Origin of the sequence: Variovorax beijingensis (assembly GCF_003951285.1) — a bacterium.
Taxonomy (GTDB): Bacteria; Pseudomonadota; Gammaproteobacteria; order Burkholderiales; family Burkholderiaceae_C; genus Variovorax; species Variovorax beijingensis.
The window spans coordinates 285,688-299,322 of sequence record NZ_RXFQ01000001.1 but is presented as its reverse complement, the minus strand read 5'-3'; the positions used below and the strand labels follow the sequence as shown (position 1 = coordinate 299,322).

Genomic DNA, 13,635 nt, shown 5'->3' with positions numbered 1-13,635 from the left:
GTTGTTCTTGCTTAGAACGTACGGACCTTGGGAGGAACGGAGTCGACCGTCAGCGGCTTGAGGTTGACCGGCTTGTAGGAGAGGCGGTTGTCCTGGCTGTACCAGAGCGTGTGCTTCATCCAGTTGGCGTCGTCGCGGCCGAGCGGCGCGACCGGGTCGTCGGCCGGGCGTTCGTAGTCTTCGACCGTGTGCGCGCCGCGGCATTCCTTGCGGGCGGCGGCCGAGACCATGGTGGCCTGCGCCACTTCGATCAGGTTGTCGACTTCGAGCGCCTCGATGCGCGCGGTGTTGAACACCTTCGACTTGTCCTGGAGGCCAATGGCGTTGACGCGCTCGCGCACGGCGGCGATCTTGACCACGCCTTCGTCCATCGAGGCTTGCTTGCGGAACACGGCGGCGTGCTGCTGCATGACGGCGCGGATCTCGCCCGCCACGTCCTGCGCATACTCGCCGCCGGTGGCGGCTTCGAGGCGGTTCAGGCGCTCCAGCGTACGGTCGGCGGCATCGGCCGGCAGCGGCTTGTGCTCCTTCAGCTTGTCGTTGAACTCGACGATGTGGTTGCCGGCCGCGCGGCCGAACACCAGCAGGTCGAGCAGCGAATTGGTGCCCAGGCGGTTGGCGCCGTGCACGCTCACGCAGGAGCATTCGCCCACCGCGTAGAGGCCGTTCACCACGGCGCTGTTCTGGTCGCCTTGCTGCACCACGACCTGGCCGTTGATGTTGGTCGGAATGCCGCCCATCTGGTAGTGAATGGTCGGCACCACGGGGATCGGTTCCTTGGTGATGTCGACGTTGGCGAAGTTCACGCCGATTTCGTACACCGAGGGCAGGCGCTTGTGGATGGTCTCGGCACCGAGGTGGTCGAGCTTCAGCAGCACGTAGTCCTTGTTGGGACCGCAGCCGCGGCCTTCCTTGATTTCCTGGTCCATCGAGCGCGAGACGAAGTCGCGCGGCGCCAGGTCCTTCAGCGTGGGCGCATAGCGCTCCATGAAGCGCTCGCCGTTGCTGTTGAGCAGGATCGCGCCTTCGCCGCGGCAGCCTTCGGTCAGCAGCACGCCGGCGCCGGCCACGCCGGTCGGGTGGAACTGCCAGAACTCCATGTCCTGCAGCGGGATGCCCGAACGCGCGGCCATGCCCAGGCCGTCGCCGGTGTTGATGAAGGCGTTGGTCGAGGCCTGGAAGATGCGGCCCGCGCCGCCGGTGGCCAGCAGCACGGTCTTGGCTTGCAGGATGTGCAGGTCGCCGGTTTCCATTTCGAGTGCCGTCACGCCGACCACGTCGCCATCGGCGTCGCGGATCAGGTCGAGCGCCATCCATTCGACGAAGAACTGGGTGCGCGCTTCGACGTTCTTCTGGTAGAGCGTGTGCAGCATCGCGTGACCGGTGCGGTCGGCCGCGGCGCAGGCGCGCTGCACGGGCTTCTCGCCGTAGTTGGCCGTGTGGCCGCCGAACGGACGCTGGTAGATGGTGCCGTCGGGGTTGCGGTCGAAGGGCATGCCGAAGTGTTCGAGCTCGTACACGACCTTCGGGGCTTCGCGGCACATGAACTCGATCGCGTCCTGGTCGCCGAGCCAGTCGGAGCCCTTGATCGTGTCGTAGAAGTGGTAGTGCCAGTTGTCCTCGCTCATGTTGCCGAGCGATGCGCCCACGCCGCCTTGGGCAGCGACGGTGTGCGAACGCGTGGGGAACACCTTGGAGAGCACCGCCACGTTCAGGCCCGCGCGGGCCAGCTGCAGCGAGGCGCGCATGCCGGAGCCGCCGGCGCCGACGATCACGACGTCGAACTTGCGCTTGGTGATTTGTTCTTTTGTGTAGGTCATGGTGGGGGTGGGGTCCTCAGATCTTCCAAAGCACTTGAATGGCCCAACCCGCACAACCGACAAGCCAGACGATGGTGAAAATTTGCAGGGCGAGGCGAATGCCGACGGGCTGGACGTAGTCCATCCACACGTCGCGCATGCCGACCCATACGTGGTACAGCAGGGCGGCGATCACCGAGAAGGTCAGCACCTTCATCCACTGCGCGGCGAAGATGCCGGCCCACAGGTCGTAGCCGATGGGGCCGCGCGTGAAGATCAGCTGCGCGAGCAGGATGATCGTGAAGAGCGCCATCAGGCCGCCCGTGATGCGCTGGCTGAGCCAGTCGCGCAAACCGTAGTGCGCGCCGACGACGATGCGCTTGGAGCCGTAATTCACAGACATGGTTGGCTCCTTCTCAGTACAGGCCGAACAACTTGGCGCCGAGCACCACGGTGAGCAGGACGCTCAGGACCAGCGTGACCAGGGCGGAGCTGTGTCCGAACTCCTTGGTGACGGCGGCGTGGCTCACGTCCATCCAGAGATGGCGCAGGCCGGCGATGAAGTGGTGCAGGTAGGCCCAGATCAGCGCGAGAGCCACCAGCTTGATGAACCAGCCCGGAACGAAACCAAGGCCGCTGTTGAACGCGGCCTTGAACCTGGCGAAGGAATAGTCGGACGAAAGCGAGGTGTCGAACATCCAGATGATGAACGGCAGCAGCAGGAACATGATCACGCCGCTCACGCGGTGCAGGATCGACACGATGCCGGCCGGCGGCAGCCGGTAGGTCGTGAGATCGGTGAAGGCGTTGATGTTTCGGAATTCGCGGCGCGGCGGCCGGGGAGGAGTTGCAAGCTCTGTCATTGGGGGGGGGCTTTCGTGGCTTGGTGGCTTGTTCTGAGAGCGAACGCTTTTGTTTCTTCTGCGGAATGCAAACAACGCAAAATTCTATTGCAATGCACCATTGCGTGGCGGAGGGGCCCGCGTCGGCGCAGCGCTGCAGTCGGATGCTAGGGAGTTCGCGGCGTGTTGCGCACGAATCTTTGGCGCTGCCATGCGGTGGGATCGTGATGCCATCTGGATGCGCGCTCAGCCGAGCTGGTTGCGGTAGTGGTGCGTGTCGGTGCGATAGAGGCCGCGGCGCAGTTCCATCGGCATGTCGTGGTAGGTGTGGGCCAGGCGCTCCACGCTGAGCAAAGGCATCTGCAGCGGCACGTCGAGCAGTGCGGCCTGCTGCGCATCGGGCAGCACCGCGCGGATCTTTTCTTCGGCGCGCACCATGCGCACGCCGAATTCGGTTTCGAACATGGCGTACATCGGGCCCGGCCAGGCGCGCAGCCGCTCGGCGGTGAGGCCCTTGAAGGGCGCACCGGGAAGCCAAAGATCCTCGAGGATGGTGGGCACGCCCACATAGGCGAGCACGCGCCGCACCTGCAGCACCGCGTCCCCCGTGCGCAGGCCGAGGGCGCGCGCCACGTCGGCCGAAGCGCGCTGGCGGCGGCAGTCGACAATGGTGCGCTCGGCCGGGCCTTCGGTGCTCGGGGTGCCGACATCGGGCACCAGCTTGAGGAAGCGGTATTGCACATGCTGCTCGGCATGCGTGGCGACGAAGGTGCCCTTGCCCTGGCGCCGCACCACGAGGTTCTCGGCCGAGAGTTCGTCGATGGCTTTGCGCACCGTGCCCTGGCTCACGCGAAAGCGCACCGCAAGGTCCATCTCGCTCGGAATGGGCTCGCCGGGCTTCCACTCGCCGGCCTGCAGGCTCTGCAGGATCAGCGTCTTGATCTGCTGGTAGAGCGGACTGAAGGAGGGCGTCGCAGAATCTTCGAGGACGGTGGGGGCATTCATGGCAGCGGTGGGATGCGCCGTGGCGGAACCTTGGAGCATATCTTATATAAGACATAAGACGAGGCTCATCGAATCGGCTTAAAATGCGGGCCGGCCTGCGCCGCGGGAAGGATTCCCGCCCTGCAGGACCATCGGCGCCACGCGCGCCCGCCGATACCGTTTCACCATCTTCTGGAGTCTTCCCATGAGCAAAAAACCCGTCCGCGTTGCCGTCACCGGTGCCGCCGGCCAAATCGGTTACGCCCTGTTGTTCCGTATCGCGTCCGGCGAAATGCTCGGCAAGGACCAGCCGGTCATCCTGCAGCTGCTCGAGATCCCCGACGAGAAGGCCCAGAAGGCGCTCAAGGGCGTGATGATGGAACTCGACGACTGCGCCTTCCCGCTGCTGGCCGGCATGGAAGCCCACGGCGACCCGATGACCGCCTTCAAGGACGCCGACTACGCCCTTCTGGTCGGTTCGCGTCCGCGCGGCCCGGGCATGGAACGTGCCGAGCTGCTGGCCGTCAACGGCGCCATCTTCACGGCGCAGGGCAAGGCGCTCAACGCCGTGGCCAGCCGCAACGTCAAGGTGCTGGTGGTCGGCAACCCGGCCAACACCAACGCCTACATCGCGATGAAGAGCGCTCCCGACCTGCCGCGCAAGAACTTCACCGCCATGCTGCGCCTGGACCACAACCGCGCCGCCAGCCAGATCGCTGCCAAGACCGGCAAGGCCGTGGCCGACATCGAAAAGCTCGTCGTCTGGGGCAACCACTCGCCCACGATGTACGCCGACTACCGCTTTGCCACCATCAAGGGCGACAGCGTCGCCAAGATGATCAACGACCAGGAATGGAACGCCAACACCTTCCTGCCGACCGTCGGCAAGCGCGGCGCGGCCATCATCGAGGCCCGCGGCCTGTCGTCGGCCGCCTCGGCCGCCAACGCCGCCATCGACCACATGCGCGACTGGGCCCTGGGCACCAACGGCAAGTGGGTCACCATGGGCATTCCGTCGGACGGCCAGTACGGCATTCCGAAGGACACGATGTTCGGCTTCCCGGTCACCTGTGAAAACGGCGAGTACAAGCTGGTCGAAGGCCTGGAAATCGACGCATTCAGCCAGGAACGCATCAACAAGACGCTGGAAGAGCTGCAAGGCGAACAGGCCGGCGTTGCGCACCTGATCTGAGCAGGATCGGCCGGCATGCTCGACTGGAATCCCGCGCTCTACCGTCGCTACGAGGACGAGCGCACCCGCCCCGCACAGGAACTCCTGGCGCGGGTGCCGTTGTCCGGAGCGGCCCACGTGGTCGACCTCGGCTGCGGCCCGGGCAACTCCACCGAACTGCTGGCCAACCGGTTCCCGACGGCGAAAGTCGTCGGGACCGACAACTCCGAAGCCATGCTGGCGAGCGCGCGCGAGCGCCTGCCACAGGCACGCTTCGAGTTGAGCGACATCGCGACCTGGGCGCCGCAAGACCAAGCGCCCGACCTCATCTACGCCAACGCAGCCCTGCAGTGGGTGCCGGATCATGAGCAACTGATTCCGCGCCTGTTCGCTGCGCTGGCCCCGGGTGGCGTGCTCGCCATCCAGATGCCCGACAACCGCGAAGAGCCCACGCACCGCCTGATGCGCGCCGTGGCCGCCGAGGCGCCCTGGGCCGAGCCCATCGGCAATGCCGACCGGCTGCGCACCCTGCTGTTGCCGCTCGGCGGCTACTACGACCTGCTCGCGCCCGGCGCGGCCAGGGTCGATGTGTGGCACACCATCTACCAGCACCCCATGGCCAACGCCGCGGCCATCGTCGAGTGGGTGCGCGGCACCGGGCTCAAGCCTTTCGTCGACCGCCTGCCGGCCGACCTGCAGGCCAGCTACCTGGCCGAATACGAGCGCCGCGTGGACCAGGCCTATCCCGTGCGCACCGACGGCAAGCGGCTGCTCGCCTTCCCGCGCATGTTCATCGTGGCGCAGAAGAAAGCATGACGAAAGCCGTTCATCCCGCTGAAGTGCTGCTTGGCGCGCAAGCCGGCGCCGTTACCTTGCCCGTGTGCGACCACTACAGCGGCGTCGAAGTCCGCATGAAGAAGAGCCTCGCGCTGCAGGCCGAGATGGCCGACGAGTTCGGCGCCTGCGTGTTCGACGTCACGCTCGATTGCGAGGATGGCGCCCCCGTGGGCGGCGAGGCGGAGCATGCCGCGCTGGTGACCGAACTCGCGCTGGCCGCCAGGCCCGGCATGCGCGTGGGCGTGCGCGTTCACCCGGTGGACCATCCCGCCTTCGCCGGCGACGTGATCACCATCGCCGGCCGCGCCGGCCACCGGCTCAGCCACCTGATGGTGCCCAAGGTGGAGTCCGTGGCCGATGTGGCGCAGGCGGTGGCGGCGCTCGAGGCCGCCGATGCCGATGCACTGCCGCTGCACGTGCTGATCGAATCGCCGCTGGCCGTGCACAACGCGTTCGAGATCGCGGCGCATCCGCGCGTGCAATCGCTGAGCTTCGGCCTGATGGACTTCGTTTCCGCCCATGCGGGCGCGATTCCCGCCGATGGCATGGGCGCGCTGGGCCAGTTCACGCATCCGCTGGTGGTGCGCGCCAAGCTGGCCATCGCATCCGCCGCGCATGCCTACGGCAAGGTGCCTTCGCACTGCGTGGTCACCGAGTTCAACGACACTGGCGCCATGCGTACGGCAGCCCGCAAGGCGGCCGCCGAATTTGGCTACACGCGCATGTGGAGCATCCATCCGAACCAGATCCGGCCCATCCTGGAGGCTTTTGCGCCCGACGAGGCGCAGATTCAAATTGCCACAAAAATCATTACAAATGCGGCCCTCGCAAATTGGGCACCGACACAAATTGATGGCACATTGCACGACCGCGCGAGCTATCGCCATTTCTGGCAAGTGCTGGCGCGTGCCCACGCAACAGGGCGCGCGCTGCCGCCAGAGGCCCAAGCCTGGTTTGCACTCGCGGCCTCCTGAAACTTCCGAATCCAGCCTCAAGGAAACATCCATGAAGAAAATTGCCCTGATCGCCACCCTGGCCCTGGCGCTTCCGTTCGCCGCCATCGCGCAGACCACCCCTGCCAAGCCGGCCGCCAAGTCCGAGGCCAGGAAGGCGCCCCCCAAGAAGCAGGTCACCCGCAAGGCCGCCAAGGCCGTCGAGGAAGTCACGCCCATTGTCGATGAAACCAACATCGTGCTGACCGAAGCCGACCTGGCCGTGGCCCAGCGCGTTTCCGTCGGCAAGGCCCAGTGCGAACTCGGCGCCGACGTGACCGTGGCGGCCGACGAGAAGAAGCCCGGCTTCTTCAACGTGTCGACCAAGGGCGTGAAATACCGCATGCACCCGGTCGAAAGCCGCACCGGCGCCATCCGTCTCGAAGACCCCCGTGCTGGCGCCATGTGGCTGCAGCTGGGCAACAAGTCGATGCTGATGAACCAGAAGGCGGGCCTGCGCATTGCCGACGAATGCCAGACGGCGGAGCAGGTCGCATTTTCTGAAGAAATGAAGAAGAACCCGCCCAAGAGCCTGTTCGAAGGCGCCGACGCGGCCAAGAAGTAAGAGAGTCCCACACGGGATGCGGCGCGGCTCTTGCTTGCCGTATCGCATGCCCGTCAGCCAGCCAGTTTCCGGAGAAAAGAAGATGTTGCAAGCCTACGTTGACCATGTTGCCGAACGCGCCGCGCTCGGTATCCCGCCGCTGCCATTGAGCGCGAAGCAAACCGCCGAAGCCATCGAGCTCCTCAAGAGCGCGAATGCCAAGGACGGTGCCTTCCTGCTCGATCTGCTCACCCATCGCGTGCCCGCCGGCGTCGACGACGCGGCCAAGGTCAAGGCGAGCTACCTGGCGGCCGTGGCCCACGGCACCGAGAAGAACGCGTTCATCTCGCGTGCGCGTGCCACCGAACTGCTCGGCACCATGCTCGGCGGCTACAACATCAGCCCGATGATCGACCTGCTCGACGACGCCGAAGTCGGCGCCGTGGCGGCCGAGGGCCTGAAGAAAACCCTGCTGATGTTCGACCAGTTCCACGACGTCAAGGAAAAGGCCGACAAGGGCAACGCCCACGCCAAGGGCGTGCTGCAGAGCTGGGCCGATGCCGAATGGTTCACCAGCCGCCCCGAAGTGCCGCAAAGCATCACGGTCAGCATCTTCAAGGTGGCCGGTGAAATCAACACCGACGACCTTTCTCCCGCACCCGACGCCACCACGCGTCCCGACATTCCGATGCACGCCCTGGCGATGCACAAGAACGCCCGTCCCGGCATCGTCCCTGAAGAAGACGGCAAGCGCGGCCCGGTGAAGTTCATCGAGGATCTGCGCGCGCGCGGCCACCTCGTGGCCTATGCCGGCGACGTGGTCGGCACGGGCTCCTCGCGCAAGAGCGCCACCAACTCGGTGCTCTGGTTCACCGGCGAAGACATTCCCTTCGTGCCCAACAAGCGCTTCGGCGGCGTCTGCCTCGGCGGCAAGATCGCCCCCATCTTCTACAACACCATGGAAGACTCGGGCGCGCTGCCCATCGAGCTCGACGTGAGCCAGATGAACATGGGCGACGTGGTCGAGCTGCGTCCCTACGAAGGCAAGGCGCTGAAGGACGGCAAGGTGATTGCCGAATTCAAGGTCAAGAGCGACGTGCTGTTCGACGAAGTGCGCGCCGGCGGCCGCATTCCGCTGATCATCGGCCGCGGCCTCACGGCCAAGGCGCGCGAGGCGCTGGGCCTGCCGGCGTCGACGCTGTTCCGCCTGCCGCAAAGCCCGGTCGACACCAAGAAGGGCTTCTCGCTCGCGCAGAAGATGGTCGGCCGCGCCTGCGGCCTGCCCGAAGGCCAGGGCGTGCGCCCCGGCACCTACTGCGAACCCAAGATGACCTCGGTCGGCTCGCAGGACACCACCGGCCCGATGACGCGCGACGAACTGAAAGACCTGGCCTGCCTGGGCTTCTCGGCCGACCTCGTGATGCAGTCGTTCTGCCACACGGCGGCTTACCCCAAGAAGGTCGACGTCAAGATGCACCATGAACTGCCCGAGTTCATGGCCAACCGCGGCGGCGTCTCGCTGCGCCCCGGCGACGGCGTGATCCACTCCTGGCTCAACCGCCTGCTCACGCCCGACACCGTCGGCACCGGCGGCGACAGCCACACCCGCTTCCCGATTGGCATCAGCTTTCCCGCGGGCTCCGGCCTCGTGGCCTTCGCGGCCGCCACCGGCGTGATGCCGCTGGACATGCCCGAATCGGTGCTCGTGCGCTTCAAGGGCAAGATGCAGCCCGGCGTCACGCTGCGCGACCTGGTCAACGCGATTCCGCTGTATGCCATCAAGAGCGGCCTGCTCACGGTCGAGAAGAAGGGCAAGAAGAACATCTTCTCGGGCCGCATCCTCGAAATCGAGGGCCTGCCGGACCTGAAGGTCGAACAGGCCTTCGAACTGAGCGACGCCTCGGCCGAGCGCTCGGCCGCCGGCTGCACGGTGCACCTGAACAAGGAACCGATCATCGAGTACATCAACAGCAACATCACGCTGATGAAGTGGATGATTGCCGAAGGCTATGCCGACGCCCGCACGCTGGCGCGCCGCATCGCCGCGCAGGAAGCCTGGCTTGCGGACCCGCAACTGCTCAAGGGCGATGCCGACGCCGACTACGCCGCCGTGATCGAGATCGACCTGGCCGAGATCCACGAACCCATCGTGGCCTGCCCGAACGACCCCGACGACGTGAAGACGCTGAGCGACGTGGCTGGCGCCGTGATCGACGAAGTGTTCATCGGCTCGTGCATGACCAACATCGGCCACTTCCGCGCCGCATCGAAGCTGCTCGAAGGCAAGCGCGACATCCCGGTCAAGCTGTGGATCGCACCGCCCACCAAGATGGACGCGCAGCAGCTCACCGAGGAAGGCCACTACGGCGTGTTCGGCAATGCCGGTGCGCGCACCGAAATGCCGGGCTGCTCGCTGTGCATGGGCAACCAGGCGCAGGTCCGCGAAGGCGCCACGGTGATGTCGACCAGCACCCGCAACTTCCCGAACCGCCTGGGCAAGAACACCAACGTGTACCTGGGTTCGGCCGAGCTGGCCGCGATCTGCTCGCGCCTGGGCCGCATCCCGACGCGCGAGGAGTACATGGCCGCCACGGGCGTGCTCGACGCGTCGAGCGCGCAGATCTACCAGTACCTGAACTTCGACAAGATCGACGACTACAAGACCGAGGCCGGCGCCGCAGTCGCGGCCTGATCCTCAGGCAGTTCGCGCATGGGATGGGAGCCCCGCTACGGCGGGGCTTTCCTGCGTCTGGAGTGGCACTTTTATCTGCCTCCCCGGCCGTCTCCGACACGCAAGGGCGCCCTCGGCCGGCCGGGAGAGCCGGCCTGGCCGACAAGAATGGCTTTCATCCGCCGCTTGTCGCGGAGAACAAGGAGACACGCCATGCCTCTGGCCTCTCTGATCGGCCGATGGGCCATGGAGCCGTTTTCCAAGGCGCTGCCGCCGCTCGGCGACACCGAACGCGCCGCGCTCGAGGCCGGCACCGTCGGCTTCGAAGGCCTGCTGTTTTCGGGCCGCCCCGACTTCGACCTGCTCTCGGCCATGGGGCCCAACCGGCTCAGCGAGCGCGAGCAATCCTTTATCGACCGCGAGGTGCGCGAACTGTGCCGCATGCTCGACGACCACGCCATCGACCAGGCGCGCGACCTGCCGCCCGAGGTGTGGCGGTACCTGCGCAACAAGCGCTTCTTCGGAATGATCATTCCCGAGGAATTCGGCGGTCTCGGCTTTGGCCACTACGCGCACGCCACGGTGGTGGCGCGCATCGCCACCGTCAACATTGCCGCAGCCGTGACCGTGATGGTGCCCAACTCGCTCGGGCCCGCGGAGCTGCTGCTTCGCTATGGCACCGACGTGCAGAAGGTGCGCTACCTGCCGCGCCTGGCCGATGGCCGAGAGCTCCCATGCTTCGGACTGACCTCGCCCTACGCGGGCTCCGACGCGGCGGCCATTCCGGACCGCGGCGTCATGGTCGAGCGCGAATTCGGCGGCCGGCGCACGCGCGGCTTCCTGGTCGACTTCGACAAGCGCTACATCACGCTCGCGCCCGTCGCCACCGTCGTGGGGCTGGCCTTCCATGCGGTGGACGAGAGCAGGCCCGAGGGCGAGCGCGAACTCGGGATCACCTGCGCGCTGATTCCGGTGCCGCACGAAGGCATGGAGATTGGCCGGCGCCATCGCCCGATGGACAGCGCCTTCATGAACGGCCCCATCCATGGGCGCCAGGTGTTCGTGCCGGTGGACTGGGTGATCGGCGGCGAGAAGCAGGTGGGCCAGGGCTGGCGCATGCTGATGGAGTGCCTGGCCGCGGGCCGCGCCATCTCGCTGCCCGCGCTCGGCTCGGCCATGCAGCAGACGGCGCTCTACGTGAGCAACGGCTATGGGCAGGTCCGCGAGCAGTTCGGACTGCCGATCGGCAAATTCCATGCGGTTGCGGGCCTGGTCGCGCAGATGTCGGCCGAGCTCTATGCGAGCGATGCGGCGCGGCGTTTCACCGCGGCCGCGCTGGACAAGGGCGAGCGGCCGAGCGTGGCCAGCGCGATCCTCAAGGTGCAGCTCACCGAGGCCGGTCGGCGCGCCGTGAACCACGGCATGGACATCCTGGGCGGCAAGGGCATCATCGCCGGGCCGTCGAACCTGCTTGGCGTGTCCTACCGGCAGGCGCCGATCGCCATCACGGTGGAGGGCGCCAACATCCTGACGCGCGCACTCATCGTGTTCGGCCAGGGCGCGATCCGCTGCCATCCGCATGTGCTGAGCGAAATGGCGGCCGTGCAGGCGCGCGACGAGGCGGCGCTGGGTCGGGCACTCGTCGCGCATGGCAAGCACGTGGCCACCAATCTGTGGCACAGCCTGTTCGGCGCGCCCGTGCTGGGCGAGCCACCCGAGGCGCTGGCGCGCGAGGCACGGCTGATCGCGCGCATGAGCGCCAAGTACGCGCTCACCGCCGACCTGGCCATGGGCCTGCTCGGCGGCCGGCTCAAGCGCATGGAGCTGCTGTCGGCGCGGCTGGGCGACGTGCTCGCGCACCTGTACCTGGCAAGTGCCAGCGTGTGGCGCTATCGCGTCGATGCGGCGCCCGAATTGCTGCCCTTCGCGCAGGCCGCGATCCGGCTGCAGTTGGACGAGGCGGGGAAGATCCTGCGCGACCTTTATGCCAACCTGCCGACCACCGGGCGGCGCGTGATCGGCGCGCTGGTGCTGCGCCGCACCGCGCACCTGGCGCCGCTGCGCGACGTGCAGCTGATGGCGCTGGCCGAACTGCTGCGCACGGATCCGCGCATCGTCCAGCGCTTGGCGCCGGACCTCAGCGAGCCCGCGGCCGGCGGCTTGCGCGACCTGATGCATGCGATGGAACTGGGCGAGCAGCTCGGTGGCGACACCGCGGCCGCGCTCAACAAGGCGCTGCGGCGTACCCGCTCGTTCGAGGCGGCCGCAAGCTCGGCGCCCGATCCGGAACTGGCGCTCGCCTATCTCAAGGCCGCCGACAAGGTGATCCAGGTCGACGACTTCGAAGGCCCCGCGCAGCAGCAGGCGCGCGCGGCGCTCAACCAGCCGGCTGCGCCGCCAGCGCAGCCAGCGCCGCGGCCGTCTGCGCATCGGCCGGAAAGAAGGACTCCACCGCCAGTTCCTGCAAAGTGACGTCCACCGGCGTGCCGAAGATGGTGGTGGTGCTGATGAAGCTCAGCACGCCGTTCGGCGTGGCCAGCCGAAAAGGCACCACGACGCCCGAAAGGTCCGTGTCCGCGGCGGGTGTGTCGTGGCTCACCTGGGGGGAGGGATAGGCTTCGAGTTCGTCGTGCAGGGCCTGCAGCACCGTGTCGCCGGTGGCCGCAATCTGCTGCTGGAGCCGTTCGAGCAGATGGGCGCGCCATTGCGCGAGATTGGCGATGCGCGAAGCCAGGCCGTCCGGATGCAGGCTCAGGCGAAGCACGTTGATGGGCGCCTTCACCAGCTCGGGCGCGGCGCCGGCCATCAGCATCGGCACCAGCGCGTTGTGCGCCACCAGGTTCCAGTGCCGGTCGACGGCCAGGGCAGGGAACGGCTCATGGCCCTTGAGCACCAGGTCCACCGCGCGCCGGGCCGAGGCCATGGCCGGGTCGTCGAGCGAGCGCTGCCTGTACATCGGCGCGAAGCCCGCGGCCACCAGCAGCGCATTGCGCTCGCGCAACGGCACGTCGAGCCGCTCGGCCAGGCGCAGCACCATCTCGCGGCTGGGCGCGGCGCGGCCCGTCTCCACATAGCTCAGGTGGCGGGTCGAAACCTCGGCTTCCTGTGCCAGGTCGAGCTGGCTCAGCCGGCGGCGGGTGCGCCAGTGCCGCAGGTGGGCGCCGAACGGATCGCGCGCGCCGGGCTGGCTGGCCGGGATGGAGTGGGTGCGGGTGGTGTTCATCGCCCGCATTCTGGCGCGGCGCCGATGCGGCGCCATGACCTCCCAGGTCATCGACGCGGCGCAGGCGGCGCGGAACCATTGGCTCCAACGCGGCAGGACTGGCTTGCGGCGTACCACCCGAAGGAGATTCTCATGTCCGTCTTTGCATCCCCCCGCTTCCTGCCCAACGTGATGTGGGCCGACGCCGCGTCCTGCGCCGCGACCGGTGCGCTGCAGGTCGCGTTCACCGGTGCGCTCGCCGGGCTGACCGGCCTGCCGGCGCCGCTGCTCATGGGAACCGGTGTCTTCCTGCTGGCCTATGCAGCCGCCGCGGCCTTGATGGCCAGCCGCCGCACGCCGCCGCGCACGCTGATCGGCCTCGTGGTGGCCGGCAATTTCGGCTGGGCCGTGGCCTGCATCGCGCTGCTGGTGAGCGGCATCTTCGCAGTCACCGCGCTGGGCACGGCCTGGGTGCTGGCGCAGGCGCTGTGCGTGGTGGTGCTGGCCGAGCTGCAATGGACCGGCCTGCGCCGCACGCGCGGCGGCGCGGACATGGCCTTGGCCTGAGTGCGCGGGATGCCGGCAACGCCCAT

The 13,635-nt window shown here is 67.4% G+C and carries 12 protein-coding genes; 7 read left to right on the top strand and 5 right to left on the bottom strand.

What is annotated here, in order from left to right:
• Window positions 1–11: 11 nt before the first annotated feature.
• The 4 genes from sdhA to EJO66_RS01480 all read right to left on the bottom strand — a co-directional run bounded on the left by sdhA (window position 12) and on the right by EJO66_RS01480 (window position 3,646).
• Entirely contained in the window at window positions 12–1,820 is a 1,809-nt protein-coding gene (gene sdhA, locus EJO66_RS01495) for a succinate dehydrogenase flavoprotein subunit (protein WP_124957170.1), read from the bottom strand.
• Between the two features lie 16 nt (window positions 1,821–1,836).
• Window positions 1,837–2,202 carry a succinate dehydrogenase, hydrophobic membrane anchor protein gene (gene sdhD, locus EJO66_RS01490; RefSeq protein ID WP_028254163.1) on the bottom strand — a complete coding sequence of 122 codons (366 nt, stop codon included), beginning with the start codon at window positions 2,200–2,202 and terminating at the stop codon, window positions 1,837–1,839.
• Between the two features lie 13 nt (window positions 2,203–2,215).
• Window positions 2,216–2,662 carry a succinate dehydrogenase, cytochrome b556 subunit gene (sdhC, locus tag EJO66_RS01485; protein WP_124957168.1) on the bottom strand — a complete coding sequence of 149 codons (447 nt, stop codon included), beginning with the start codon at window positions 2,660–2,662 and terminating at the stop codon, window positions 2,216–2,218.
• 225 nt (window positions 2,663–2,887) lie between these two features.
• Window positions 2,888–3,646, bottom strand: a complete 759-nt coding sequence (locus EJO66_RS01480; RefSeq protein ID WP_124957167.1) for a GntR family transcriptional regulator — start codon at window positions 3,644–3,646, stop codon at window positions 2,888–2,890.
• 184 nt (window positions 3,647–3,830) lie between these two features.
• Between EJO66_RS01480 and EJO66_RS01475 the strand changes: the two genes are divergently transcribed.
• The 6 genes from EJO66_RS01475 to EJO66_RS01450 all read left to right on the top strand — a co-directional run bounded on the left by EJO66_RS01475 (window position 3,831) and on the right by EJO66_RS01450 (window position 12,312).
• Window positions 3,831–4,817, top strand: a complete 987-nt coding sequence (locus tag EJO66_RS01475; protein ID WP_018903264.1) for a malate dehydrogenase — start codon at window positions 3,831–3,833, stop codon at window positions 4,815–4,817.
• A gap of 15 nt (window positions 4,818–4,832) precedes the next feature.
• Entirely contained in the window at window positions 4,833–5,612 is a 780-nt protein-coding gene (tam, locus tag EJO66_RS01470) for a trans-aconitate 2-methyltransferase (RefSeq protein ID WP_124957166.1), read from the top strand.
• Entirely contained in the window at window positions 5,609–6,607 is a 999-nt protein-coding gene (locus EJO66_RS01465) for an HpcH/HpaI aldolase/citrate lyase family protein (protein ID WP_124957165.1), read from the top strand. Before tam ends, EJO66_RS01465 begins: the two co-directional genes overlap by 4 nt.
• A 31-nt stretch (window positions 6,608–6,638) precedes the next feature.
• Window positions 6,639–7,190, top strand: coding sequence for a hypothetical protein (locus EJO66_RS01460; RefSeq protein ID WP_124957164.1), 552 nt, complete (start codon window positions 6,639–6,641; stop codon window positions 7,188–7,190).
• 82 nt (window positions 7,191–7,272) lie between these two features.
• Complete coding sequence (locus EJO66_RS01455; protein WP_124957163.1) at window positions 7,273–9,861, top strand: bifunctional aconitate hydratase 2/2-methylisocitrate dehydratase; 2,589 nt, start codon at window positions 7,273–7,275, stop codon at window positions 9,859–9,861.
• A gap of 192 nt (window positions 9,862–10,053) precedes the next feature.
• Window positions 10,054–12,312 (top strand): acyl-CoA dehydrogenase, encoded by a 2,259-nt coding sequence (locus EJO66_RS01450; protein ID WP_125964516.1) that lies wholly within the window; start codon window positions 10,054–10,056, stop codon window positions 12,310–12,312.
• On the opposite strand, the gene EJO66_RS01445 is transcribed toward EJO66_RS01450, so the two are convergent.
• Window positions 12,218–13,063 (bottom strand): helix-turn-helix domain-containing protein, encoded by an 846-nt coding sequence (locus EJO66_RS01445; protein WP_124957161.1) that lies wholly within the window; start codon window positions 13,061–13,063, stop codon window positions 12,218–12,220. The two genes, EJO66_RS01450 and EJO66_RS01445, sit on opposite strands and share 95 nt — an antisense overlap.
• A gap of 132 nt (window positions 13,064–13,195) precedes the next feature.
• Between EJO66_RS01445 and EJO66_RS01440 the strand changes: the two genes are divergently transcribed.
• Window positions 13,196–13,609 carry a hypothetical protein gene (locus tag EJO66_RS01440; protein ID WP_124957160.1) on the top strand — a complete coding sequence of 138 codons (414 nt, stop codon included), beginning with the start codon at window positions 13,196–13,198 and terminating at the stop codon, window positions 13,607–13,609.
• The last annotated feature ends 26 nt before the right edge of the window (window positions 13,610–13,635 follow it).

Excerpts from the sequence above, each read along its gene's own strand:
- EJO66_RS01445 (WP_124957161.1), bottom strand. The coding sequence starts at position 13,063 with ATGAACACCACCCGCACCCACTCCATCCCGGCCAGCCAGCCCGGCGCG.
- EJO66_RS01480 (WP_124957167.1), bottom strand. The coding sequence starts at position 3,646 with ATGAATGCCCCCACCGTCCTCGAAGATTCTGCGACGCCCTCCTTCAGT.
- EJO66_RS01475 (WP_018903264.1), top strand. The coding sequence starts at position 3,831 with ATGAGCAAAAAACCCGTCCGCGTTGCCGTCACCGGTGCCGCCGGCCAA.
- sdhA (WP_124957170.1), bottom strand. The coding sequence starts at position 1,820 with ATGACCTACACAAAAGAACAAATCACCAAGCGCAAGTTCGACGTCGTG.
- sdhD (WP_028254163.1), bottom strand. The coding sequence starts at position 2,202 with ATGTCTGTGAATTACGGCTCCAAGCGCATCGTCGTCGGCGCGCACTAC.
- EJO66_RS01455 (WP_124957163.1), top strand. The coding sequence starts at position 7,273 with ATGTTGCAAGCCTACGTTGACCATGTTGCCGAACGCGCCGCGCTCGGT.
- tam (WP_124957166.1), top strand. The coding sequence starts at position 4,833 with ATGCTCGACTGGAATCCCGCGCTCTACCGTCGCTACGAGGACGAGCGC.
- EJO66_RS01450 (WP_125964516.1), top strand. The coding sequence starts at position 10,054 with ATGCCTCTGGCCTCTCTGATCGGCCGATGGGCCATGGAGCCGTTTTCC.
- sdhC (WP_124957168.1), bottom strand. The coding sequence starts at position 2,662 with ATGACAGAGCTTGCAACTCCTCCCCGGCCGCCGCGCCGCGAATTCCGA.
- EJO66_RS01465 (WP_124957165.1), top strand. The coding sequence starts at position 5,609 with ATGACGAAAGCCGTTCATCCCGCTGAAGTGCTGCTTGGCGCGCAAGCC.
- EJO66_RS01440 (WP_124957160.1), top strand. The coding sequence starts at position 13,196 with ATGTCCGTCTTTGCATCCCCCCGCTTCCTGCCCAACGTGATGTGGGCC.
- EJO66_RS01460 (WP_124957164.1), top strand. The coding sequence starts at position 6,639 with ATGAAGAAAATTGCCCTGATCGCCACCCTGGCCCTGGCGCTTCCGTTC.